Below are 24,799 nucleotides of genomic sequence, written 5' to 3'. Positions count from 1 at the left end.
AATTAAGTTGATTGGAGTGGGAGGTGCGAGACTCCTGCAGCAGGAAGGGCCTGGTGAGACCCCGCAGGCGCGCAGCGATGAGGAGGCTCACCGGACCGGCCGCGGAAAGCGAGTGCCTCCCACGGAAATCAACGGTTACCGAAATCCACCAGCACCGAAAACGTTTACAAACACCCTTTCCTTCAATAAAGCACCGGGTTATAATAAATTCGTTGAGTTTTGGGAGAGGGGATTACATAAAAATGAATATTGAAGCATTAGAAAATAGTTTATATGAACTGATTGTTGAGACTTCCACGAACCTGCCAAAGGACGTGCGGCGTGCGATTCGTAAAGCGAAGGCGCAGGAAAATGCAGGCACGCGTGCTGCGATGAGTCTTGCAACAATCACACAAAATATCCAGATGGCTGACGAGAAGGTATCGCCGATCTGTCAGGACACAGGCCTGCCGACATTTAAAATCAAAACACCGGTTAGCGTAAATCAGCTTGAGATCTCTGCAGCTGTAAAGCGTGCGATGGTGCGTGCAACAAAAGACGGGAAGATGCGTCCGAATTCAGTGGATTCAATTACCGGCGAAAACAGCGGGGACAACCTTGGTGAAGGCCTGCCTGTCATTAAATATGAGCAGTGGGAAAAAGATGAGATTGATATCCGTCTGATTTTAAAAGGCGGCGGCTGTGAGAATAAAAACATTCAATACAGTCTGCCTTGTGAGCTTGATGGATTAGGTAGAGCAGGACGTGACCTGGATGGCATCCGTAAGTGCATTATGCACTCAGTCTATCAGGCACAGGGACAGGGATGCAGCGCAGGATTCATTGGTGTCGGGATTGGTGGAGACCGTTCTTCAGGGTACGATCTTGCAAAAGCACAGCTGTTCCGTTCTGCTGATGATGTGAACCCGAATGAAGACCTTAGAAAGCTTGAAGAATATGTGATGGACCATGCAAATGAGCTTGGGATCGGCACAATGGGCTTTGGCGGTGAAACGACACTGCTTGGGTGTAAAGTTGGTGTGATGCACCGTATTCCCGCAAGCTTCTTCGTATCAGTCGCTTATAATTGCTGGGCATTCAGACGCCTTGGCATTACAGTGAATGCTGATAGCGGTGAGATTCAGGAATGGCTGTACCAGGAGGGTGAAAAGATCTCTTTTAATGAGGACCAGGCAGAAACACCTGATGAAAAACCGGAAGTTGTAAAGCTGACTGCACCGATATCTGAAGAACAGATCCGTACATTGAAGGTCGGTGATGTTGTACAGATTGACGGGATGATGTACACAGGCCGTGATGCCATTCATAAATATTTGAGTGATCATGATGCACCGGTTGATCTGAATGGTCAGGTGATCTATCACTGTGGTCCTGTGATGCTGAAAGATGATGAAGGAAACTGGCATGTGAAAGCAGCCGGTCCGACAACCTCTATCCGTGAAGAGCCTTATCAAGGAGATATCATGAAGAAGTTTGGTATCCGTGCAGTGATCGGTAAAGGTGGTATGGGACCGAAAACACTTGAAGCACTTGAAGAGCACGGTGGCGTTTACCTGAATGCTATCGGCGGAGCAGCACAATATTATGCTGACTGTATCCAGGGTGTAGAAGGCGTTGACCTGATGGAGTTTGGTGTGCCGGAAGCGATGTGGCACCTCCGTGTAAAAGGTTTTACAGCAGTCGTTACAATGGACTCGCACGGAAACAGCCTGCATAAAGACGTTGACCAGTCCTCACTTGAGAAGCTGTCACGGTTTAAGGAGAAGGTTTTCAGCTGAGTTAGTTAGAGCATCTTTCTGATCATATGGTCAGGGAGATGCTTTTTTGAGGTTAGGGCGTCAGGTGTTTCAGGTCACATTGCAGAATTTTCGGGTCAAATTCTCAAAAATTGAGGTCACAAAAACTCTATTCCTCCATTTTGCGGTCACAACCTTCAATTTACAGATCACATTCCCGAAATTCCAGGTCACATTCACCACTGAAAATGTGGATGCTTTTTCTATGTATGCCACTACCCGAATTACACAATTTAAAATAAGAAAGGAGGCAGATATGAAAACATTTTTTTCAATTGCAGCGTCACTTTTACTGTTCCTTGGATTTACACTGTCAGCCCATGCTGAAACACATCACTGGGGATTCAAACGGTCAGTTAATGGTGAACAGCCTGATGCTGGGGCAACGTATAATGAATTATTAGAAAAACACGGTGCTTACTATAAAGGGTCCCCGGAAGAGAAAATTGTATACTTCACTTTTGATAATGGGTTTGAAAACGGCTATACAGAGAAAATTCTTGATGTGTTAAAAGAAGAGAAAGTACCGGCAACTTTCTTTTTGACAGGCCACTATCTGGAGAGCGCAGCACCTTTAGTGAAGAGAATGGTAAAAGACGGTCACATCATCGGAAACCATTCATGGGGACACCCTGACTTTTCAACACTGAGTGAAGCGCAGATGAAAGAAGAGTGGGCAAAGGTAAAAAAGAAAACGGAAGAACTGACCGGACAGAAGGAAATGAAATATGTCAGACCGCCTGAAGGTGTGTTTAATGAGCTTTCACTGAAAGTTGCGAATGATGAAGGCTATACACATGTATTCTGGTCATTGGCATTTGTAGACTGGTACCACGAAAAACCTCAGGGAGCAGATTATGCTTATAATGAAATCATGAAGCAGCTTCACCCTGGTGCTGTGATTCTTTTGCATACGGTATCTTCAGATAATGCCGGTGCACTGCAGCGCGTAATTCAGGATATGAAAAAGCAGGGGTACAAGTTTGAAACGCTTGATCATTTGACACAGAAGCAATCATGAAACGGGCAGCTGCCCGTTTTTTCAATGTCTGCGTGTTATAATCAAAGAAAAAGGCGTGAATATGATGTGGCAGCATGAAATTAACGTACAGGGACCATATGACTTTGAACGTGTTCTGGACCGGATGAGTCTTGATCCGCTCGTTGTAATGGATCAGCAGGCACTGCGTCTCTCATTGCCGTTTGAATATCAGAAAAAGCAGGCGGTACATATTACATTCACAGGCAGTAAGACAGAGCCTTCTTTTAAAATTGAAGGGACAGCTGATCAATCAGAGGCACTTCAGTTTGTTCAGCGTGTACTCCAGCTTGAGCGGGGACTGCACGACATTCACGATCATTTTAAGGAATCCACGTTAAAAACAATTTTTGAAGCGCATGCGGGAACACCGCTTGTGCTTGAACCTTCACCATACAGCTGTCTGGTGAAAAGTGTGATACATCAGCAATTGAATATGTCTTTTGCTGCGACGCTTACTGAAAGATTTGTGAAAACCTTTGGTGAGCAGGTAGATGGCGTATGGTTTTATCCAGATCCTGAAACTGTCGCCTCCATTCCGGTTGAAACACTGAGAGACATGCAGTTCAGTCAGCGGAAGGCTGAATATTTAATTGGCATCGGTGAAAAGATTTCTTCAGGTGAACTTGATCTGTCAGCACTGAGTGAAAAAGATGATGAGACAGTTATCAAAGAATTAGTAAAGATCAGAGGAATCGGCCCCTGGACGGCTCAGAGTGTGCTATTATTTGGGTTTGGCAGAATGGATATTTTTCTGCCTGCAGATATCGGGATTCAAAATGCCCTTAAAAAGCATTTTCAATTAGATGAAAAGCCTGCTTTAAATGAAATGGAGAAATGGCAAAAGGACTGGCGTCCATACTCAAGCTATGCCTCCCTTTATTTATGGCGGAGCATTGAAACAGGGAAGTGACATCATGAAACAGGTTGATATAGAAGTGAAACAGGAATTTCCGCTGACGATTAAGCGTCTCGGGATTAACGGGGAAGGCGTCGGTTATTTTAAAAAGCAGGTTGTATTTGTACCGGGTGCACTGCCAGGGGAAGAAATCGTGGCTGAAGTCACAGATGTGAAGCCGAAGTTTGCAACAGCTAAGATTAAGACGATCAGAAAAGAGTCACCGGAGCGGGTTCAGCCGCCATGTCCTGTATATGAGGCATGCGGAGGGTGTCAGCTTCAGCATGTCACTTATGCAGAACAGCTGAAGTTCAAAAAGGACCTGATCCATCAGGCGCTGGAAAGACATGCAAAAGAGCTTGCAGGCAGCATTGATGTGAAGGATACGATCGGCATGGAAGATCCATGGCGCTATCGTAATAAAAGTCAGTTCCAGACGGCAAAGCAGGGGAAAAAAGTCATTGCAGGCTTATACAGCATGAACTCTCACGAACTTGTGGATATCAAAGAATGTATCGTTCAGCGTAAAGAAACAAACAAAGCAACGCAGGTTGTCAGAAAACAGCTTGAGAAGCTTGATATTCCAATTTACAATGAACGCACGAAGAAAGGCTGTGTCAGAACGATTGTCACGCGTGTCGGTATTCATACCGGTGAAGTACAGATTGTGATTGTTACTGCGGGCGAGGAATTACCGAATAAAGAAAAGCTGATCACACAGCTTGAGAATAAAATGCCTGAAGTGAAATCGATTATGCAAAACATTAATCCGACTTCAACTTCAATGATTTTCGGTAAGAAAACAGTGAAGCTTTCAGGTAAGCCGACAATTGAAGAAAAGCTTGAAGAGTTTACTTATCATTTATCAGCACGAGCATTTTTCCAGCTGAATCCTGTCCAGACGGTCAAATTATATGATGAAGTGAAAAAAGCAGCTGCACTGACAGGGAAAGAGAAAATCGTTGATGCCTACTGTGGATCAGGTACGATTGGGCTTTGGTTGTCAGATGGCGCTTCAGAAATCCGGGGCATGGATGTCATTAAGGAATCCATTATTGATGCGCGCCAGAATGCACAGAACCACGGTGTGAAGAAGTACGATTATCAGGTTGGAACTGCAGAAGAGTGGATGTTCAAATGGAAGAAGGAAGGCTTTAAACCGGATGTTGTAGTCGTTGACCCGCCAAGAACAGGATGCGATGAAAAACTGCTGGATACAATCCTTTCGCTGAAGCCGAAAACATTCATCTATACATCATGCAACCCATCGACACTGGCAAAAGATTTGAAGAGACTGTCAGGACAGTATAAAATTGAATCTATTCAGCCAGTCGATATGTTTCCTCAAACAAGCCAGGTTGAAAGTGTCACAAAGCTTGTATTGAAGTGAAGCTGATTCCTGCTGGAAAAGGAGGAACAAAAGTGGATATTCAAACAAAAGAAGATGTTCAAAAAATCATTGATCGTCAGAAAACCTTTTTTCAAAGCGGTGTAACAAAAGATGTGAAGTTTCGCATCAGTCAGCTGAAAAGACTTCAGCGCGTGATTAAAGAACATGAACAGGACATTTTGAATGCTTTAAATAAAGACCTTGGCAAAAATGAATTCGAAGGGTATGTCACTGAGATCGGTTTTACCCTTAAAAGTATTAAAACAATGATTAAAAACGTGAAGCAGTGGTCAGAAACTGAAAAAGTGAAAACCCCTGTTTTTCAGATGCCTTCAAAAAGCTTTATCATGAAAGAGCCTTATGGCAGCGTATTGATTATTGGGCCGTTTAATTACCCGTTCCAGCTGTTAGTGGAGCCGTTAATCGGTGCAATGGCTGCTGGGAACTGTGCGGTACTGAAGCCTTCAGAAAGCACACCTGAAACAGCAAAAGTGGTAAAGAAAATGATTGAAGATAACTTTGATCCAGCCTATCTGTCAGTGGTGGAGGGTGAGAAGGAAGAAACGTCATTATTAATCAATGCACCATTTGATTATCTATTCTTTACAGGCAGCGTTCCTGTCGGAAAGATTGTTATGGAAGCAGCATCTAAAAATCTTGTGCCGCATACACTTGAGCTTGGCGGCAAGAGTCCGACGATTGTTGATGAAACAGCTGATCTTGATAAGGCTGCACGCAGAATCATGTGGGGCAAGCTGATCAATTCAGGTCAGACATGTATTGCACCGGATTATCTTGTGGTTCATGAATCAGTGAAGGATCAGCTGGTCGAAAAGCTGAAAGAAACCGTTCAGGAATTTTACGGACAGGAGATCCAGCAGAACGATGAATACGGCCGGATTGTAAACGAAAAGCATTTCGATCGTCTGCAGGACATCATCAATCGTGATCAGGACCTGATTGTGTATGGTGGTAAGACGGACCGTGATGATAAATTTATCGAGCCGACCATTCTTGATGGGGCGGACTGGTCATCTGCTGCGATGGAGGATGAGATTTTCGGACCGGTTCTTCCGGTTTTGACTTATACAAATCTAGATGATGCCATTAATATGATTAATGAGCATCCGAAACCGCTCGCGCTGTATGTGTTTACTGAAAACAGTCATACGGAAAATCAGGTGCTTGGCCGGATTTCGTTTGGCGGCGGGTGTGTGAATGATACGCTGAGTCATGTATCGAATGAACATCTGCCGTTTGGCGGTGTTGGGCATTCGGGTGTAAATGCATATCACGGGAAGCATAGTTTTGATACGTTTACGCACCGGAAGAGTATGATGAAGAAGAGTACGAAGGTGGATGTGAAGCTAGCATTCCCGCCTTATAAGACGAGCCTGGATACGATTAAGAAGCTGCTTGGGTAAGTGTTAGTGTTCATTTTGAACCGCAACGCCTTTCCGGGCAGAACTTCGCTTTCCGCGGACGAACGCTCAAGCCTCCTCGGGCAGAAGACCACTGCCCTGCGGGGTCTTTCCCGAACGTTTTTCCGCAGGAGTCTACGTCCTGCCCTCCAAGGCGCTGCTGGTGTTGTACCTTATACTTAAGCTTGTATTCGTAAGAGAAGTTTTATTTTGGAGTAAGAGTTATAACTTTTATCATGCAATTACCTTTTAAATTTTAAAAGTAAAACATAGTGCAGTGGAGTGTAAGGCGGCGACTCCGGGACGATTAGAGGGAAGCCGAGACCCCGCAGCCAAAGGCGAGGAGGCTTGGCAACCTCCGTCCGGAAAGCGTCCGCCTGAAGCGCAGCGGAACGATAAAAGAGGTCGAGACAAATGTCTCGACCTCTTTTTTCATTTATCATAAATCTCCTTTAAAGCATCATGGAGCAATGGATATTTAAATGTAAATCCGTGTTCTTCAAGTACCTTAGGGAGTACCTTGTTGCCTTCAAGAACGAGTGAGCTTTTGTCGCCAAGAGCAAGTTTCAGCGCAAAGCCTGGTACCGGCATCCAGTGCGGGCGGTTGAGGACGGTGCCGACTGTTTTGCCGAAGTCTCTCATTTTCATTGGATTAGGTGCAGTTACGTTAACCGGACCTTCGAGGGTTTCGTCTTCAATTGCATGCCACACTGCTCTTGCCACGTCTTCGTGGTGCACCCATGAAAGCCATTGCCTTCCTGTACCGACTGTGCCGCCGGCCATCATTTTATAAGGAAGCACGATGTTAGGAAGTGCACCGTCATCTTTTCCTAAAATGATACCAAAGCGCGCGCATACGACTCTGACACCTTCATCTTCAGCGAGCTTTGCTTTATACTCCCAGTCCACAACAGTTTCAGCCAAAAAGTCGTCTCCTCTTTCATTTGAGGATTCAGTATAAATTTTCGTTTCAGATGGCGGGTATATGCCGATTGCGCTTGCATTGACAAGCACTGATGGCGTTTCGTCAAATGCCCGGATCAGCCTGAGGATCTCATCTGTTGCTTCCATCCGGCTGTCATAGATTTTTTTCTTTTGTTCATCGTTCCATCTGCCATTGTTAATTGATTCACCTGCAAGGTTTATAACCACATCGATTTTTGGCAGTTCCTCTTCAGGTGCTGCGCCATCTGCAAGCCACTTGATATAAGTTACGTGTGGCTTGTTTTCCTTATCAGGGTTTCTGGTGAGGATAAATACATCATGTCCTTTATCAGTCAGTAACTTTGTAATGGATCTGCCTGCAAAGCCGGTTCCTCCGCTTAATAAAATATTCATCTAAATCCCTCCAGCACTGTTAATAAATACTCTTTCAACTCTCATACCCTGAATCCCTTCTTTACATGTGTGGCATGGTGTAATAATGTGTTTTGCGATTTTTGAATCCGTACAAAGCGTTATTCAGAAAAATATGATATTGTTTGGTTGGAGGTGTTTCCCATGCCTGTTATTACAAAGATCACAAAGCAAAAGCGTAATGAAGAACGCTATAATATATTTCTTGATGGCAAGTATGCATTTAGTGTGGATGAAGCTGTCTTAGTCCAGTATCAGCTTCAGAAAAATAAAGAAATTGATGATTTTGATATAGGTGAGATTGAGTATGAGGATCAGATCCGCAAGGGTTTCAATAAGGCGCTTGTCTACTTGAGTTACCGGATGCGGTCTGAGAAAGAAATTGCTGACTATTTACTGGAGCATGAAATGGGAGAAGCGGCAATTGAGGAGACGCTCCATAAGCTCAGACACTACGGCTATGTAAATGATGAAGAATTTGCGAAAGCATTTATTAATACAAAAGTGAATACCACTGATAAAGGGCCTCTTCAGATCAAAACCGGTCTGAAAGAAAAGGGGATTTCTAACGAGATCATTGAGGCTTTGATGAGTGAGAGGTTAGCTGAAGAATGGAAGGAGCGGGCGGCAGCGATTATGGATAAAGTCATAAAGAAAAACCCAAAGCTGTCACCACTGCAGATTAAAAAGAAAACCCAGGATACGCTCGCAAGAAAAGGGTACAGCGGGCAGACGGTTTCTGCAGTCCTTGCAGACCTGTCTGTTGAAAGGGATGAAGATGAACAGAAAACAGCTGTTTTAGCCCAGGCGAAAAAAGCGCACAACAAATATGCCCGTAAGTTTGAAGGATTTGAATATGAACAAAGAATGAAACAGGCTTTATATCGTAAAGGCTTTACAATGGATGAAATTGAATGGGCGATTGAAGAGCTGAGGGAAGAAGATTAAAAGCGGCTGATCCTGATAAAAACGACCAGCCGGCATATGTCAGGATGCCTGAATTTCATCCTGATCCATCTGATGATAAATTCTTTCAGCGATTTCTTTTGGATCAGGGAGTCTGTCAGGATCTGAAACATAATGATTATGATCCCAAAACGGCGTATTCATCCCACCCATATAAGCTCTGACGACACGAATGCCATCTTGGGCAACCTCTTTTGCCAGGCTTTCTGAATAGCCCCTGAACGCATATTTCGAAGCAACATAACCGGTTTCATTCACTTTTCCTTTTTGCGCAGCGGTAGAAAGGATATTCAGAATGATACCGCTCTTTTTCTTTTTCATATCAGCCAGCAGCGTATTCGTTAAAAGCATTGGACCGATAGCATTGATATGCATCATTTCATTCAGCTGATCATAGCTTAAGCTCTCAGCTCTTCCGAAGTGGCCAACCCCTGCATTATTTACCAGCAGATCCGGCAACAGATTCTTTTCTGACAGCTGTTCATAAAGCTTCTGGATAGAAGAGGGATCCGCCACGTCAGCAGTTATGACAGTACTTTCAGATAGAAATGATGCCACGTCTTCAAGCTTATCAGCAGTTCTGCCAACAAGTACAATGTGATAATCCTGGCCGAATAACAGCGCAAGTTCTTTTCCAAGACCGGAACCGGCACCTGTGATTAAAGCAATTTTTTTAGCCATTTGAAAGCTCCTTTGTGAATCGTTTATAAACAAAATCCTACCACAATCCGTGATTTTGTTCAGCCCGTCCATTATAATGCTCATGAGGTGTTTAACATGTCCACAGAAAAAAGATACAGTACAATGACCGAACACGAGCTGAAACAGGAAATTGCCCAGCTCAAAGAAAAAGCGCGTAAGGCAGAAGCGCTCGGGATTGTAAATGAATTCGCCGTATTAGAAAGAAAAGCGATTATGGCTGAAGCTTATTTACTGAATCCAAAAGACTTTAAAAAGCAGGAAGTCTATGCGATTAAAAATGATCCGGGTAAGTATTTCAAAATTGATTATCTGAACGGTGTATTTGCATGGGGCTACAGACTTGGCGGGGAAAGAGAGCTTGAAGCACTGCCAATCTCCCTGCTTGAGAATAAAAAAGGAGGTCAATCATGAGTGAAGAGAAACAGGCATTAATTGATAAGCTCAGATTGAAAGACCCATCACTTTCTGAAGAAAAAGCCGGTATGCTCATTGATCTGTTAAAAGAAGATTTCGAAGCAACGTATGCAAAAGCAGGCTATGAATATCATGGAGAAGAAATGTCTAAGAGAATCGTGGAACAGTGGATTGATAACTACGGTGACAGGATCAGTGACGTCGCTGCAATGAACGAAAAGTATGCAGCGATTTTGAAGAATGATGATATTCATTAAAAAACGGGTGGATAAAGCTAGATCATTCAAAAAGTAACGCTACAAAGTACAGAAACCTTAGTGTAGCGAAGCGTAAGGCGGCGACTCCGGGACGAATAGAGTGAAGCTGAGACCCCGCAGCCGAAGGCGAGGAGGCTCAGCAAGCTCCGTCCGGAAAGCGTCCGCCTGAAGCGCAGCGAAACGGTTAAAGAGCCTGAGACAGTTGTCCCAGGCTCTTCATCATTCATTCGGAAGAATATCCAGTTTTTTCTGCAGCTTCTCTTCACTGAAGATCCAACCTGTATAAGAGCTCTGAATCTCAAGGTCCTTATCCATCTGGACAACTGCCACAAATGGATAATGATCATTACTCCGGTATCTCAAGTCAATAAACCTGACTTCATACTGATCATCACCTTCACTCAGTTCCCAGCGGTACAATGGTGAAAATGACAGGAAAGCTGAAACATTGCGATCAGTTTTCGCTTTTTGAAAAATTTCATTATCAGGAATTGATTTCTTTTTGAATTTATCGTAGATGGTAATTGATCGTCCGTAAGCACGTCCCACATAAAAATGCTCTTTCGTTTCCGCAGCGATTCGCCATTGGTAAAAGCGGATCGTAGGTGCGATAATAACATTGTCTGCTTTAGGTATCGTATTTTTAATTGAATGGCGAACTGCAGATTGAAGCATGAACCTGACGATATAATAGCCGACGATTACCGCATACATAATGAGGAAAGTCGGTACCGGATTTGCACCAAATCCCCAAATGATGAGTCCGATGATATGGATCCCGAAAATAATCGGGTCAAATGTATTGATGACACCAAGCGCTACCCACCTTGATGAAAAAGGACGGAGTGCCTGTGTACCGTAGCTGTTAAATATATCGACGAATACATGCAGAAATACTGCAAGGAAAGTCCATAACCATAAATGAAGCAGGTTTGCTTCAGGGAAAAATGGATAAATGGCTGCAGTAATGGCGATTGGCCACAGCATAACAGCTGGCACGGAATGTGTGATACCGCGGTGATGTCTGATATATACCGCATTATTTCTAAGCTTCAGAACCGTATCAGCATCAGGTGCCTGGGAGCCGATGACTGCGGCGATTAAAACACTTTGGGCAGTTGCAGGGTCGTTGGCGACGACTGGATCGATGGCAGCCAGACCGCCGATTGCAAAACCCATTACGATGTGCGTACCAGTATCCAATTTGCAACCCCTCCTTTACATCCCGGTTTTTTTATTATGTCGCATTTCAATTATATATTGCAAGAAACGATCTGCCTAACATTAGACTATTCCCTTGAATTCAGGCGATTTAACATAAAGGATGGATATTTATGAATGAAGAACTAGAAAAGCGAATAAAAAAGGTAAATGCCAAAAAATTTGGAGAAGACCTCGTTGGCTGGTTTGAAGAGGAGATGAGAGATCTTCCATGGAGAGAAAATCAGGATCCCTACAGAGTCTGGGTCTCTGAGATCATGCTCCAGCAGACCAGAGTGGATACAGTGATTCCTTATTATAACCGCTTTATGGAGCAATTCCCGACAGTAGAAGCTCTGGCGAATGCACCGGAAGATCAGGTGCTAAAAGCATGGGAAGGACTTGGTTACTACTCAAGAGCCAGAAATCTGCAGGCTGCTGTCAGGGAAGTACATGAGACTTACGCTGGAATTGTACCGGATAATCCGAAAGATATTTCAGCGCTAAAAGGAGTCGGTCCTTATACAGCGGGGGCAATCCTGAGCATTGCATATGGAAAGCCTGAACCCGCAGTAGATGGAAATGTCATGCGGGTCATGTCACGCATTCTGTCTATATGGGATGATATAGCGAAACCGTCTTCAAGAAAGATTTTTGAAGCGGGAGTAAGAGAGCTGATTTATAAAGAAAACCCATCTTATTTTAATCAGGCATTAATGGAGCTTGGCGCGATTGTCTGCACGCCTACATCACCGTCATGCTTCCTGTGTCCGGTTCAGGCTCACTGTGCGGCATTTGAAGAAGGGACCCAGCAGGAGCTTCCTGTGAAAAGTAAAAAGAAAGCTGCAAAAACGGTTGAACTGCTGACGGTTATCGCAGAAAATAAAAAGGGTGAGGTGCTCGTCACGCAAAGACCGGAGCAGGGACTCCTTGCAAATATGTGGGAGTTCCCAAGCTTTGAGAGAAACGGAACGGACACCGGTGTGCAAATGACAGAACTTTTATCATCTGATTATCACGTTGACGCGATGATCATTGATGAAGAATGGATGGTTCAGGATCATATATTCACGCATCTGATCTGGAAAATGCAGGTTGGAAGAGCGACAGTCAATCAATCAGATACAGCACTGCCTGAACAGACTCAATGGGTATCAAAAGATGACATTGAAAAGCTTGCCATGCCTGTTTCACACAGGAAGATTGCAAACCGCTGGAAAGAGTTAACGTAAAAAGGAGATCAAAACATGACAAACAAAGTAGCTTTAGTAACAGGAAGCAGCAGAGGTGTAGGGAAAGCAGCCGCAATTGCACTGGCTGAAAAAGGATATGATATCGTCATCAACTATGCAAGAAGCAAAAAAGCAGCACAGGAAACAGCAGCACAGATTGAGGAAATGGGACGTAAAGTTCTGATTGTCCGTGCGAATGTTGGAGATAATGAAAAGATTAAATATATGTTCGAGCAGGTAAAAGAGCATTTCGGCAGACTTGATGTATTCATTAATAATGCTGCTTCAGGCGTTCTCCGTCCGGCGATGGAGCTTGAAGAATCCCACTGGAACTGGACAATGAACATTAATAGTAAGGCGCTGTTATTCTGTGCACAGGAAGCAGTAAAGCTGATGCCGGAAGATGGTGGAAGAATCGTCAGCATTTCATCACTTGGTTCAATCCGCTACCTGGATAATTACACAACAGTCGGCGTTTCAAAGGCAGCGCTTGAAGCATTAACACGCTACCTGGCAGTAGAGCTTGCACCTAAAAAAATTGTTGTAAATGCCGTATCCGGTGGCGCGATTGATACAGAAGCACTGACCCATTTCCCGAATCGGGAGGAGCTTCTTGAGGATGCAAGAAGTAAAACACCGGCAGGCAGAATGGTTGAAATTGATGATATCGTGAAGACGATTCTGTTCCTGGTATCAGATGATTCATCCATGATCTGCGGTCAGACAATCATTGTAGACGGCGGAAGATCACTTCTTGTGTAATTCATGAATAAGATCTTTCCCTCCTGAACATATTAAGTTTCACGGAGGTGAGATCTCAATGAAAAAACAGCCAAACAAAACACAAGCCGGCACTAACGTTGAAAAAGTAAAGCAGCAAAATGCAGGTGCATTTGCTGAAGAGTTCGCTTCAGAAACAAATGCTGCAGAAGTGAAGCAGCAGAACAAGCAATCTGAAGCTAATAAAGGAAACCAGAACCAGCAGAATAACCGCTAATAACGGTTGTCGAAAAAACCGCCTCAGGGCGGTTTTTTTGTCGTTATTTTTATCCCGATGTGACAAAAGGAGTCAAAGGGAAATCAACAGAAAAGTTGAATCTTAACTTATCGGGAGGGATTTTAACATATGAATGCATTTAAAGAAAAGGTCTATCAGCAAATGGAAACCGCAAAAGAACTGCTGCACCTGTATGCAGAACTGGAGAAGAAGAAGAAGATGAGAGATTTTCTGATGAAGATGGAAATTCATGATTCAGCAGAACAGCTCCACGTTCAGCTTCAGGAGCTGGATTGCAGACTGAAAGACGTACAGGAAATGTTTGATCAGCAGATGAATGAAGTCGTCAACACCCCAGCAGAATAGAATCTCACTGCAGCTGCCCGTCTGGGTGGCTCTTTTTTTATGAAAAGGTTATAATAGTGAAATACATACATGAGCGGACCTGACATTCATCAGGAAAATGTAAATTTCTTATTCAAAGGCAGGAGATGGAGGATGACGCTACCAGTAGAAGGGCAGAGTATACAAATACACAGCTACAAACATGATGGGCTCATTCACCGGGTCTGGCAGGAAACGACTGTCCTTAAAGGAACAAGAAATATTGTCATCGGAGGAAATGACCGTACAATTGTGACGGAATCCGACGGACGTACATGGCTGACGAGAGAGCCTGCGATCTGTTACTTTCACGCGGAACACTGGTTTAATATTATTTGTATGCTCCGGGAAGACGGGGTTTATTATTACTGCAACTTAAGTTCACCATTTGTATATGAGGATAAGGCAGTGAAATATATTGATTATGATCTTGATATTAAAGTATATCCTGACATGTCATATACACTGCTTGATGAAGATGAGTATGAAGAACACAGGAAGCTGATGGGATATCCGCCGGTGATCGACAGAATTCTTCAGCGTAATGTTGATAAATTGATTCGCTGGATTAAGCAAAGAAGAGGTCCTTTTGCACCTGACTTTATCGATGTCTGGCACAGCAGATATCAATTCCAAAAAAGATATCGCTTAAAAGAATGAACACGACCATTCCTGTTGGCCAGTTTCAACAGGTTTTTTTATGTTTATATCTATATAAGTCTGGCTGATGGTTAGCAGAGAGACTAAATCTCCGGTCATCAGGCGTGAATACACATTAATTGAATTTAACAATTTAATTTAAAAATGATTGCTTGATAGAATTCATCTGCTTACTTGCACAGCTGGTGATTGAAGCGGAAGGGGGCGACTCCTGCGGAAAAACGATCGTGAAAGACCCCGGAAGGCAGTGATCTTCTGCCTGGCCTGAGCGTTCGTCCGCGGAAAGCATCCCCCTGAAGCGGAAATTATCAGCCAACTTAAATAAAGTCTATATTATGAAATTTTTATATTATATAAGGAGGGGAACCTATATGGACAGTATAAAAAGATATATGAAATTCGTTGCGCCATACAAATGGCAGATCATCTTTACACTGATCATAGGTGTAATCAAATTTGCCATTCCCCTGTTAATACCGGTACTGATTCAATATGTCATTGATGATATTGTGAACGGGGATATGAGCGCAGATGAAAAACTGAACCAGCTATACTGGATTATAGGCGGGGCGATGATCCTGTTTGTGGTAATGCGTCCGCCAGTTGAGTATTACAGACAGTACTTTGCACAATGGACAAGTAATAAGATTCTGTTTGATATCAGAGATCAGCTGTTTTCACACCTGCAGAAGTTGAGTTTCAAGTATTATGCTAATACACGTGCAGGTGAAGTTATTTCCCGGGTAATCAATGATGTCGAACAGACAAAAAACTTTGTCATGACAGGACTGATGAACCTTTGGCTTGATGTTGCAACCATTCTGATTGCAGTAGGGATTATGCTCAGCTATGATGTGAAGCTGACGTTGGTTTCACTGATCGTTTTCCCGCTATATGCATTTTCAGTACAATACTTTTTCGGCAGACTTCGTTCATTAACGCGTTATCGTTCTCAGGCACTTGCAGAGGTACAGGGATACCTTCATGAACGGGTGCAGGGAATGAGCGTGATCAAAAGTTTTGCAGTTGAACCGCATGAACAAAAGCAGTTTGATCAGCGTAATGGTAACTTTTTGGATAAGGCAATTGATCAGACAAAGTGGAATGCAAAAGCGTTTGCCGTTGTGAATACCATTACGGATATTGCACCACTGATTGTGATTGGGTATGCAGGATACAGTGTAATCAACGGCGACCTGACACTTGGTGTGATGGTTGCATTCATCGCTTACGTTGAGCGTTTATACAATCCGCTCAGAAGACTTGTAAACAGCTCAACAACACTCGTTCAATCAATCGCATCAATGGATCGCGTATTTGAACTCGTTGATGAAAAGTATGATGTGGATGATAAACCTGATGCGAAAGAAGTTATGAATGTCAGAGGCGAAGTCGTCTTTGACCATGTTTCTTTCACTTATGATGAAAAAGAAGAAGATGTCTTAAAAGATGTTCACCTTCATGTGCGTGCCGGGGAAACGGTTGCGTTTGTCGGTATGAGTGGAGGCGGTAAGTCTACCATTGTCAGTCTGATCCCACGATTTTATGATGTAACAAAAGGAAGAGTGCTGCTTGATGGCACTGATATCCGTGATGTTCAGGCGCGTAGCCTGAGAAATCAGATCGGAATGGTTCTCCAGGATAATATTCTTTTCAGTGAATCGGTTATGATGAATATTAAAATGGGAAATCCTGAAGCAACCGATGAAGAAGTGATTGAAGCGGCAAAAGCAGCAAATGCCCACCACTTTATTATGGAACTTCCGGAAGGCTATCATACAAAAGTGGGAGAGAGAGGTGTGAAGCTCTCGGGCGGTCAGAAGCAGCGGGTTGCCATTGCCAGAGTATTTCTTAAAAATCCGCCAATCCTGATTATGGATGAAGCAACTTCAGCGCTGGACCTTGAAAGTGAGCAGCTGATTCAGGATTCAATTGAAAAGCTCGCAAAAGACCGCACCACTTTTATTGTGGCACACAGATTATCAACGATTACCCATGCAGACCGGATTATTCTCATTAATCACGGGCAGATTGCAGAAAGTGGATCACACCACCAGCTGATGGAGAAAAAGGGTCTATACTATAACCTGTTTCAGGTACAACAGCTCGGTGAATAACAAAAAATGCGATTGGGGAGCTCCCCAATCGCATTTTTTATATATCGCGTTCCTGTAATTGCACTTCCTGGTCCTCCTGATGATAACACTGCATCGATGCAATCAGCGTATCAAGGTGAGAAAGATGCTCTTCATATTCAAGCATCGCAGACAGTACATGTAGCAGGTGATACCCGCTATTTTCTTCTTCATCACGTGCTTTGTTAACTTCCTTCATAAAGATATCCGTTAATTCTTTATGGTTCATGCACGTATGATTAATCTGTTCATTATCAATGGCAGGCTTAATTTTACCGGCAAACCGCATGAGTAACTGTTCGTGATAACTCATCAGGCAATCTAGCTGCTCCTGAATAATGAGCTGCAGTGATTCTGGTACATGATGAATATCATTTTCAAAACGATGCAGCCGCTTCAGGATTTCAAAGCTTCTTCTCTCGGTAGAAATCATCTGACGGTATACAACCAGTTTTCTGGTCTTTGCAACGGAATTCTTTTTAATAATCCCGCGCTCTTCTTTATATAAAAGATAAATCTGATCAATCTTCATTAATCGTTCTTTAAACTTTTCAATATCCTTTTTAAGCAGCTGGTGCTCAGTAGCGTGACGTGTACTCAGTCTGATCCATTTGATCATATCGTCAGTTGTTGTTGAGATATGGTGGAACAGTCTGTTTTCATACTTAGGCGGTAAAAAAATAAGATTAACAATAAATGATGACAATACACCAAGTATGATGGCTGCAAATCTCAGTAATGCAAAAGTGATGAAATCCTCATTCTGCACTTCCATAATCGCAATCAGTGTAACAAGCGCCAGACCAATGGTCGATTCAATCCGCAATTTCAAAATGATTGTAATCGCAATGACAGCAGCAAAACCGATGACGACAACATCATTGCCAAAAAGTAATACAAAAACAATCGCAACCACTGCACCGATGACATTTGCCTGAATATGCTCAAGAATTGAGACAAATGAACGGTAGATTGTCGGCTGAACGACAAACGCCGCTGCGATCCCGGCAAAAATCGGAGTCGGCAGGCCGAGCTGTTCAGCTAAAAAGAGAGCAAGGACAATTGCAATTCCCGTTTTTAATACGCGGGCTCCAAGCTTCATGTATAAAATAAGTCCTTTCTTTACGTAACTCACGTTTATTATTGCGCCTGGCAATAGTAGTAATATACATTGGATCACTGCTTACTGCAAGAGAATTAAACAAGAAATTGACATTGAAAAAAAGGAGGCGTTTTCACCGGGAAAATGCCTCCTTTTGCATCAGTCATATTTATAATTTTGAAAAAGCAGTATCCACTGCTTCAAGTGTCTGTCTGATATCTTCTTCAGTATGCTCAGTCGTCAGGAACCAGGCTTCATATTTTGATGGTGCAAGGTTGATTCCCTGTTCAAGCATTAATTTAAAGAAGCGTGCAAAGGTCTCACCGTCCGTTGCCTCGGCCTGCTCGTAATTCACAACTTTTTCATCAGTAAAGTAGATCGTGAGTGCACCCTTCAGGCGATTAACCGTGATGGTCACATCATGTTTTTCGGCAGAAGCAAGAATGCCTTCTTCCAGGATCCGGCCAAGGCGGTCCATCTCTTCATACACACCAGGCTGCTTCAAAACTTCAAGGCATGCAATACCTGCCTGAATAGAAGCAGGATTACCAGCCATTGTGCCCGCCTGGTATGCAGGGCCGAGCGGAGCGATCTGTTCCATAATATCAACACGGCCGCCATAAGCGCCAATGGGCAGTCCGCCGCCGATGATTTTACCCATTGCTGTCAGGTCAGGCTTGATATCAAGCAGGTCCTGAGCGCCGCCATACATAAAACGGAAAGCAGTAATGACTTCATCATAAATGACCAGTGCACCGGCTTTATGAGTCAATTCATTAACCTGCTGTAAAAAGCCTTCCGCAGGTTCAACGATACCGAAGTTCCCGACAATCGGTTCTACGAGGACACCTGCAATTTCATCTCCCCATTTCTCAAGTGCTTCTTTAAATGGTCCAATTTCATTAAATGGAACTGTGATGACTTCACTTGCAATGTTTTTCGTAACACCGGCTGAATCAGGTGTACCTAACGTAGCGGGACCTGATCCGGCCGCAACAAGTACAAGGTCAGAGTGCCCGTGGTAGCAGCCTGCAAATTTAATGATTTTATCCCTGCCTGTATAAGCTCTTGCTACACGGATTGTGGTCATTACTGCTTCTGTACCTGAATTGACGAAACGTACTTTTTCCATTGCCGGCATCGCTTCTTTCAGCATTTTGGCGAAAGTGACTTCATGCTTTGTCGGTGTTCCGTAAAGTACACCTGTTTCAGCTGCGTGTGTGATGGCTTTTGTAATGTGCGGGTGGGCATGTCCGGTAATAATCGGGCCGTATGCTGCAAGGTAGTCGATATACTTGTTGCCATCAACATCCCAGAAATAAGCACCTTTCCCTCTTTCCATCGCAACGGGTGAACCGCCTCCTACTGCTTTATACGATCTTGACGGGCTGTTAACACCACCTACAATATGTTCGAGTGCTTCACTATGTAGCGCTTCTGAATTCGTATGCTTCATTTTATATCCTCCTGTCATTGACTCCTTCGTATTGTAATATGATCAAATTAGATCTGCAAACGAAAGGAGCGCTTGGATCATGGGGTGGCTGCTTGTCATCGCAACAACATGTATCATGGTTTTCTCAGTTAACTCGTTATTGAAGCTCCCATGGGAAGGGTATATCTTTTCACTGAGAAACTTCGTCTATTTAAGCTTAACATACACGGTTTTATTAATTGGTTTTGCGGTTATTTATACTGTTATGCTCATAGAGGGCATAAAGGCCGTTGAACCTGTAAACACCTATTCATTTCTGGACCTTTTTATGACCATGCTATACTTCAGTGCAATGATGCTGTTTTCGGTTGGTAACGGGGAAATGATTCCTGAAGGTACTGGACGGGCAGTCGCAGTGGCAGCAGCATTTATCGGACAGGTTCTGCCAGTCACAGTTATCTGGACACTGATTGCTAAGTCTGACAGTCAAACTTTTGATAAATAAAGGTCAGTTGGTTATGCTGTAGTTATGATGATTGAGGAGGGAATATTATGACTGCAGAAAAAGGACAGAAAGCACCTGATTTCAAGCTGAAAACACAGGATGGATCTGAAGTTTCCCTGTCTGATTTTAAAGGGAAAAAGCAGGTGGTTCTTTATTTTTATCCGAAAGATATGACACCAGGATGTACAACGCAGGCCTGTGACTTCAGAGATCACCATGAGTCATTTGAAGAGCTGGATGCCGTGATCTTAGGAATCAGCCCGGATCCTGAGGAAAAACACAAAAAGTTTGCTGATAAACATGATCTGCCTTTCACATTACTTGTGGATGAAGACCACAAAGTTGCTGAAGATTATGGCGTATGGCAGCTCAAGAAAAATTTCGGAAAAGAATACATGGGTATTGTGCGTTCAACCTTTGCAATTGATAAGGATGGCACCATTTTAAATGAATGGCGCGGCGTGAGAGTAAAGGGGCACGTCGAAGAGACACTTCAATATTTGAGAGATAATACTTAATAAAATTTAGGATCTAAACAAAACTATATCAATTGATAGTGTAGTGTAGTGGAGAGGAAGGCGGAGACTCCGTGACGAATAGAGGATAGCTGAGACACAGAAACATCCGTCCGGAAAGCGTCCGATTGAAGCGCAGCGAAACGATTTTATGAGGCTCAGACAAGTTGTCCGAGCCTCATTTTTTTAATCATGAGAATATTGTTTTTATTTTGGATATTCCTGTAAGGGTTTAAATTTATGAAAGCAATCTTTATAATGACTTTACCTGTCGTCAGGTAAGTTTTTAGAAAATTGATTCTTGTGAAAAAGTGGGGGATTTGATGGACGCTACAAAAAAGCGAGGTTTTTTTACCAAAGGGCTTGATGGAATCGAGCGCGTTGGTAACAAGCTTCCTCATCCAGTAACGCTGTTCTTTCTTTTTGCAGCGATGGTCGTATTAGCTTCAGCACTTGGTTCAGCATTAGGCTGGACTGTTGAAAATGCTGAAGGTGAAGAGATTGCAGTTTTTAATCTCTTAAGCTCCGAAGGTATTCTGTATATGTTTGAGTCAGCAGTATCAAACTTTACAGGATTCGCACCACTCGGAACTGTACTTGTTACAATGCTTGGTATTGGTATTGCTGAAAGATCAGGTCTGATCTCAGCAGCACTGAAAGCACTTGTTACATCAGTACCTAAACAACTGTTAACAGCAGCACTTGTATTCGGCGGTATCATGTCATCAATGGCTGCTGATGCAGGTTATGTTGTACTTACTCCGCTTGGAGCGGTACTATTCGCTGGTCTTGGCCGTCATCCGCTGGCTGGTCTTGCAGCAGCATTTGCCGGTGTATCAGCAGGTTTCTCTGCAAACCTTTTGGTTACATCACTCGATCCGCTTTTAGGTGATCTGACAATTGCAGCAGCAGCTACAGTTGATGCAGGTTATGCTGAAGGCATGAATATTCTGATGAACTACTACTTTATGATCGCTTCAGTTGTCCTGCTGACAGTTGCAGGTACATTTGTTACAGAAAAAATCGTAGAACCGCGCCTTGGCACTTACAAAGGTACTTATGCAGGTGAAGAAGGCGAAGATATGACAACGGTTCGTCCTGAAGAGAAAAAAGGTCTTTGGGCGGCACTTATTTCAATCATCGTAACCTCAGCACTGATTGCGCTTCTTGTTGTTCCATCATGGGGACCTCTTCGTGCAGGGCTTCCGAATGACGATATTCTGAATGCACCGTTCTTCCAGACGCTTGTGCCAATTCTATTTATCTTCTTCCTGATTCCAGGACTTGTATACGGACTTGTAACGAAGAAGATTAAAAACGATACTGATGTTGCAGATCAAATGGGCGACACGATGGCGACAATGGGTATGTACATTGTGCTTGCATTTGCAGCAGGTCAGTTTGTTGCTTACTTCAACACTAGTAATCTCGGTCAGATCTTTGCGTATAACGCAGCAGGCTGGTTAAGTGATGCGGGTCTTGATGGTATGCTACTCGTACTTGCCTTTATGTTCGTCGTTGGTGTGATCAACCTCTTTATCGGTTCATCATCTGCCAAATGGGCATTCATGGCACCGGTATTTGTTCCGATTATGATGCAGCTTGGATATGCACCTGAATTCACGCAGGTACTTTACCGTATCGCAGATTCAACAACAAACATTATTTCACCGCTGATGCCATACTTCGCAATCGTCATTGCATTTGCTCAGAAGTATGATAAGAAAGTTGGAATCGGTACACTGATTGCAACAATGATTCCTTATACAATTGTATTTTCTATTGTATGGGTCATCATGCTGCTTGTATTTATGTACACTGGTATTGATCTTGGACCAGGTGCAAATGTATTCTATGATAACTAATCATTTAAAAAGGACTCCTTTTACAGGGAGTCCTTTCTTCATCTCTAAATTTATCACTCTTTAAAAGACCATCAGTGTTTTTGTACAGATGGTAATTGTAGCGGAAGGGGGCGACTCCTGTGGCAGGAAGGGACAGGTGAGGCTATGGCGAAGCCTGCGGGCTCACCGCCCGGCCACGGAAAGCGTCCCCCTGGAGCGGAAATCACCAGCCAAATTTAGTAAAGACAAACTGATAGATATTTGACAAATATAATAAATGACAGTTACACTATTTATAAAGATTATAAAGAAAGACTTTATATAGAAAGAAGGTGCATGGCGGTGTCAGAAGTGCAGTTAAGAGATGCATTAGATTCACTGAAAGGGACTGGAGTACGTATTACTCCTCAGCGTCATGCGATTTTGGAGTATCTGGTAGGCGCTATGTCACACCCGACAGCTGATGAGATTTATAAAGCACTAGAAGGTAAGTTTCCTAACATGAGTGTGGCAACCGTTTATAACAATCTGCGCGTATTTCGTGAAGTAGGACTTGTAAAAGAACTTACTTACGGAGATTCTTCAAGTCGTTTTGATTTTGTCACCACTGATCATTATCACGCGATTTGTGAAGAGTGCGGAAAAATTGTTGATTTCCATTATCCTGGTCTGGATGAGGTTGAGCATCTGGCTTCTCACGTAACAGGTTTTAAAGTAAATAATCACCGCATGGAAGTATACGGCACATGTAAAGAGTGCGAAGCAAAGTCTGCCGCACATTAAAAAAAGCAGTTCCTTTTTAAAAGGAGCTGCTTTTTTAATTAGTTTTGAGCTGATTCTTTTTTCTTTTTATTATAATCCTCACTGAATTCCTTGCCCTCAAGGTTCGGATCAAGTGTTAGAGGCTCCCGGCAGTACATACACATATCCACGCGCCCAAGTACCTTTGTCTGTTTCTCACAATTTGGACAGGTGACGACGACCGCTTTAGTCGACAGCATTCCGATCCAGAAGTATACCACCATACTAAATAAAATAGAAAGCATACCAAGCGTAATGAAAATCAGCATAACAATCGGGTTATCTCTGAAGAAAATTCCGCCATACATGACAATCACACCGATAAAGATCAGGGCGAGTGCAAAGGAACGGATTTTATTAATTTTATTTGAATAAGTTTTTGCCATAATTGTCCCTCCTGAACTTTTACTATATCATAGAAAACCGGTAATAAAATAATGAATTCGTGACGGATTAATTAAGAAATCACATGAAGGAATTCAAAAGCTTTTGTCGAATAGATGTAGGTGAGCAACTTAAAAGTGAAGGAGCCATTACACATGGAAGATATTTTACGTCCGATCTATCAGGAGCGGGCCAGTCAGACTAACACATTAGGCATTGTCATTATGGAAAAACGCGATAAAAAAAGCCCCATTACTGATACATTCGATACCATTCTGCTGATCATTGTAAAGGAAGCGGAAAAGCCAATATTTATTAAGCATTACACATATGAAGACAAAAAAGCGGCTATGCATATCGTAACCGAAGCACGTTTGAGAGAATGGCTGCTGCTCGGATCAAACCGGAAAGTTGTAGATTGGCTTTTGAATGGAAGAGCTGTTTTTGATCGCAATGAATTTATCGATCAACTTCGTCAGGAATTAAAAGACTTTCCATTCTATGGACGTAAAATAAAAATGGGTATTGAATATGCCAAGCTGATCAGAAGATATATGGATGGTAAATCATTTTTTGAATCAAAACATTTTCTCGACGCTTATAACCATGTTGTACATTCACTGCACCATTTAGCCAGACTTGCTGTGATTGAAAACGGATTTCATCCTGAAGTAACAGTCTGGAATCAGGTGAGACAAATTGAGCCCGAGATCTACAAGCTGTATGAGGAGCTTGTGAATAGCGAAGAAAGTCTTGAAAAAAGACTTGAGCTTTTATTTCTTGCCAGTGAGTTCCTGATTCATTCGAGAATGGAAGTTGGTTCAAGTCACCTCGTTAGTATAATGGAAGAAAAGGACAGCTGGAGTTTTCAGGAGCTTCACTTGCATGAAGAGCTGAGCTATTATTCTGTTGACCTTGCAGTTATGATTGAATTCCTTTTGGATAAAGGTAAAATTAATACCCAGCCTGTAGAGACAAAAGGCAAAGGGATCTTTCATAGACATTACTATGTATGAGATTGAAAAGAGTGGGCGGGAGCCTACTCTTTTATCTTTAAAAGTATCAGCAGGCATTATGTTTATGACGACGTTTGGATCTGAAAAGCTGCATGTTGAACGCATTGAATTGTCTGAAAACATGTTTTTTGAAAAACTTTTTAAAAAGCTATTGATCTTTTTGGAGTCCCTTGTTAAGATAATAAACGTCGCTGATGAGGCGGCGGTAACGCGACAAAATAAAATTCAAAAAACTTATTGACACAGCTAAATAAATTATGCTAATATAAGAAAGTCGCTTGAGAGAGCAACACCGCATTTCTTCCTTATAAAGAAGAAAGCGAAAAGAAGTACTTGAACCTTGAAAACTA

26 protein-coding genes are annotated in these 24,799 nt (G+C 42.9%); 20 read left to right on the top strand and 6 right to left on the bottom strand.

The window, feature by feature from the left end; translation table 11 throughout:
- Positions 1–242 precede the first annotated feature (242 nt).
- From UFB30_RS14150 to UFB30_RS14130, 5 genes are all read left to right on the top strand, one after another.
- Positions 243–1,778, top strand: coding sequence for a fumarate hydratase (locus UFB30_RS14150; RefSeq protein ID WP_322422352.1), 1,536 nt, complete (start codon positions 243–245; stop codon positions 1,776–1,778).
- Between the two features lie 274 nt (positions 1,779–2,052).
- The gene (pdaA, locus tag UFB30_RS14145; protein ID WP_322422351.1) at positions 2,053–2,817 is read left to right on the top strand and encodes a delta-lactam-biosynthetic de-N-acetylase; all 765 of its coding nucleotides are present in this window, start codon (positions 2,053–2,055) and stop codon (positions 2,815–2,817) included.
- A gap of 64 nt (positions 2,818–2,881) precedes the next feature.
- On the top strand, positions 2,882–3,748 hold the full coding sequence (locus UFB30_RS14140; RefSeq protein WP_322422350.1) for a DNA-3-methyladenine glycosylase family protein: 867 nt from the start codon (positions 2,882–2,884) through the stop codon (positions 3,746–3,748).
- A 4-nt stretch (positions 3,749–3,752) separates the two neighbouring features.
- The gene (gene rlmD / locus UFB30_RS14135) at positions 3,753–5,123 is read left to right on the top strand and encodes a 23S rRNA (uracil(1939)-C(5))-methyltransferase RlmD (protein WP_322422349.1); all 1,371 of its coding nucleotides are present in this window, start codon (positions 3,753–3,755) and stop codon (positions 5,121–5,123) included.
- A gap of 32 nt (positions 5,124–5,155) precedes the next feature.
- Positions 5,156–6,547, top strand: coding sequence for an aldehyde dehydrogenase (locus UFB30_RS14130; RefSeq protein WP_322422348.1), 1,392 nt, complete (start codon positions 5,156–5,158; stop codon positions 6,545–6,547).
- A 429-nt stretch (positions 6,548–6,976) separates the two neighbouring features.
- Here the strand turns inward: UFB30_RS14130 and UFB30_RS14125 are convergent, their stop codons facing one another.
- Positions 6,977–7,882 carry a TIGR01777 family oxidoreductase gene (locus UFB30_RS14125; protein ID WP_322422347.1) on the bottom strand — a complete coding sequence of 302 codons (906 nt, stop codon included), beginning with the start codon at positions 7,880–7,882 and terminating at the stop codon, positions 6,977–6,979.
- A 162-nt stretch (positions 7,883–8,044) separates the two neighbouring features.
- Here UFB30_RS14125 and recX point away from each other — a divergent pair, with 162 nt between their 5' ends.
- Positions 8,045–8,848: a recombination regulator RecX gene (recX, locus tag UFB30_RS14120; RefSeq protein ID WP_322422346.1), complete on the top strand. Its 804-nt coding sequence runs from the start codon at positions 8,045–8,047 to the stop codon at positions 8,846–8,848.
- Positions 8,849–8,887: 39 nt separating this feature from the next.
- On the opposite strand, the gene UFB30_RS14115 is transcribed toward recX, so the two are convergent.
- The gene (locus tag UFB30_RS14115; protein ID WP_322422345.1) at positions 8,888–9,547 is read right to left on the bottom strand and encodes an SDR family NAD(P)-dependent oxidoreductase; all 660 of its coding nucleotides are present in this window, start codon (positions 9,545–9,547) and stop codon (positions 8,888–8,890) included.
- Positions 9,548–9,643: 96 nt separating this feature from the next.
- Between UFB30_RS14115 and UFB30_RS14110 the strand changes: the two genes are divergently transcribed.
- Both UFB30_RS14110 and UFB30_RS14105 read left to right on the top strand, forming a co-directional pair.
- Complete coding sequence (locus UFB30_RS14110; protein WP_039808107.1) at positions 9,644–9,979, top strand: YfhH family protein; 336 nt, start codon at positions 9,644–9,646, stop codon at positions 9,977–9,979.
- The gene (locus UFB30_RS14105) at positions 9,976–10,239 is read left to right on the top strand and encodes a YfhJ family protein (protein ID WP_322422344.1); all 264 of its coding nucleotides are present in this window, start codon (positions 9,976–9,978) and stop codon (positions 10,237–10,239) included. Before UFB30_RS14110 ends, UFB30_RS14105 begins: the two co-directional genes overlap by 4 nt.
- Positions 10,240–10,458: 219 nt before the next feature.
- On the opposite strand, the gene UFB30_RS14100 is transcribed toward UFB30_RS14105, so the two are convergent.
- On the bottom strand, positions 10,459–11,442 hold the full coding sequence (locus UFB30_RS14100) for a metal-dependent hydrolase (protein WP_322422343.1): 984 nt from the start codon (positions 11,440–11,442) through the stop codon (positions 10,459–10,461).
- Between the two features lie 131 nt (positions 11,443–11,573).
- Here UFB30_RS14100 and mutY point away from each other — a divergent pair, with 131 nt between their 5' ends.
- The 6 genes from mutY to UFB30_RS14070 all read left to right on the top strand — a co-directional run bounded on the left by mutY (position 11,574) and on the right by UFB30_RS14070 (position 16,829).
- Positions 11,574–12,671, top strand: a complete 1,098-nt coding sequence (mutY, locus tag UFB30_RS14095) for an A/G-specific adenine glycosylase (protein WP_322422342.1) — start codon at positions 11,574–11,576, stop codon at positions 12,669–12,671.
- Positions 12,672–12,686: 15 nt separating this feature from the next.
- Complete coding sequence (gene fabL / locus UFB30_RS14090; protein WP_322422341.1) at positions 12,687–13,433, top strand: enoyl-[acyl-carrier-protein] reductase FabL; 747 nt, start codon at positions 12,687–12,689, stop codon at positions 13,431–13,433.
- Between the two features lie 58 nt (positions 13,434–13,491).
- Positions 13,492–13,668 (top strand): gamma-type small acid-soluble spore protein, encoded by a 177-nt coding sequence (locus tag UFB30_RS14085; RefSeq protein ID WP_322422340.1) that lies wholly within the window; start codon positions 13,492–13,494, stop codon positions 13,666–13,668.
- A gap of 129 nt (positions 13,669–13,797) precedes the next feature.
- Positions 13,798–14,034 (top strand): YgaB family protein, encoded by a 237-nt coding sequence (locus UFB30_RS14080; RefSeq protein WP_322422339.1) that lies wholly within the window; start codon positions 13,798–13,800, stop codon positions 14,032–14,034.
- 132 nt (positions 14,035–14,166) lie between these two features.
- Complete coding sequence (gene ntdP, locus UFB30_RS14075) at positions 14,167–14,712, top strand: nucleoside tri-diphosphate phosphatase (protein WP_322422338.1); 546 nt, start codon at positions 14,167–14,169, stop codon at positions 14,710–14,712.
- 371 nt (positions 14,713–15,083) lie between these two features.
- Complete coding sequence (locus UFB30_RS14070) at positions 15,084–16,829, top strand: ABC transporter ATP-binding protein (RefSeq protein WP_322422337.1); 1,746 nt, start codon at positions 15,084–15,086, stop codon at positions 16,827–16,829.
- A gap of 37 nt (positions 16,830–16,866) precedes the next feature.
- On the opposite strand, the gene UFB30_RS14065 is transcribed toward UFB30_RS14070, so the two are convergent.
- The gene (locus tag UFB30_RS14065) at positions 16,867–17,982 is read right to left on the bottom strand and encodes an FUSC family protein (protein ID WP_322422336.1); all 1,116 of its coding nucleotides are present in this window, start codon (positions 17,980–17,982) and stop codon (positions 16,867–16,869) included.
- Positions 17,983–18,118: 136 nt separating this feature from the next.
- On the bottom strand, positions 18,119–19,405 hold the full coding sequence (locus UFB30_RS14060) for a glutamate-1-semialdehyde 2,1-aminomutase (protein WP_322422335.1): 1,287 nt from the start codon (positions 19,403–19,405) through the stop codon (positions 18,119–18,121).
- Positions 19,406–19,484: 79 nt separating this feature from the next.
- On the opposite strand from UFB30_RS14060, the gene UFB30_RS14055 reads away from it, so the two are divergent.
- From UFB30_RS14055 to perR, 4 genes are all read left to right on the top strand, one after another.
- Positions 19,485–19,889 (top strand): ion channel, encoded by a 405-nt coding sequence (locus UFB30_RS14055; RefSeq protein ID WP_322422334.1) that lies wholly within the window; start codon positions 19,485–19,487, stop codon positions 19,887–19,889.
- Positions 19,890–19,936: 47 nt separating this feature from the next.
- Complete coding sequence (gene bcp / locus UFB30_RS14050; RefSeq protein WP_322422333.1) at positions 19,937–20,407, top strand: thioredoxin-dependent thiol peroxidase; 471 nt, start codon at positions 19,937–19,939, stop codon at positions 20,405–20,407.
- 320 nt (positions 20,408–20,727) lie between these two features.
- The gene (locus UFB30_RS14045) at positions 20,728–22,269 is read left to right on the top strand and encodes an AbgT family transporter (RefSeq protein ID WP_322422332.1); all 1,542 of its coding nucleotides are present in this window, start codon (positions 20,728–20,730) and stop codon (positions 22,267–22,269) included.
- 315 nt (positions 22,270–22,584) lie between these two features.
- Positions 22,585–23,031 carry a peroxide-responsive transcriptional repressor PerR gene (perR, locus tag UFB30_RS14040; protein ID WP_322422331.1) on the top strand — a complete coding sequence of 149 codons (447 nt, stop codon included), beginning with the start codon at positions 22,585–22,587 and terminating at the stop codon, positions 23,029–23,031.
- A 38-nt stretch (positions 23,032–23,069) separates the two neighbouring features.
- Here the strand turns inward: perR and UFB30_RS14035 are convergent, their stop codons facing one another.
- Complete coding sequence (locus UFB30_RS14035; protein WP_322422330.1) at positions 23,070–23,435, bottom strand: YgzB family protein; 366 nt, start codon at positions 23,433–23,435, stop codon at positions 23,070–23,072.
- Between the two features lie 153 nt (positions 23,436–23,588).
- Between UFB30_RS14035 and UFB30_RS14030 the strand changes: the two genes are divergently transcribed.
- On the top strand, positions 23,589–24,449 hold the full coding sequence (locus UFB30_RS14030) for a nucleotidyltransferase-like protein (protein WP_322422329.1): 861 nt from the start codon (positions 23,589–23,591) through the stop codon (positions 24,447–24,449).
- 64 nt (positions 24,450–24,513) lie between these two features.
- Positions 24,514–24,690 carry a hypothetical protein gene (locus UFB30_RS14025; RefSeq protein ID WP_322422328.1) on the top strand — a complete coding sequence of 59 codons (177 nt, stop codon included), beginning with the start codon at positions 24,514–24,516 and terminating at the stop codon, positions 24,688–24,690.
- Positions 24,691–24,799: the final 109 nt, after the last annotated feature.

This window comes from Jeotgalibacillus haloalkalitolerans (assembly GCF_034427455.1).
In the GTDB taxonomy this organism is placed as follows: Bacteria; Bacillota; Bacilli; order Bacillales; family Jeotgalibacillaceae; genus Jeotgalibacillus; species Jeotgalibacillus haloalkalitolerans.
Note: the sequence above shows the minus strand (reverse complement) of the source record. Positions and strands in the feature narration are given on the sequence as shown.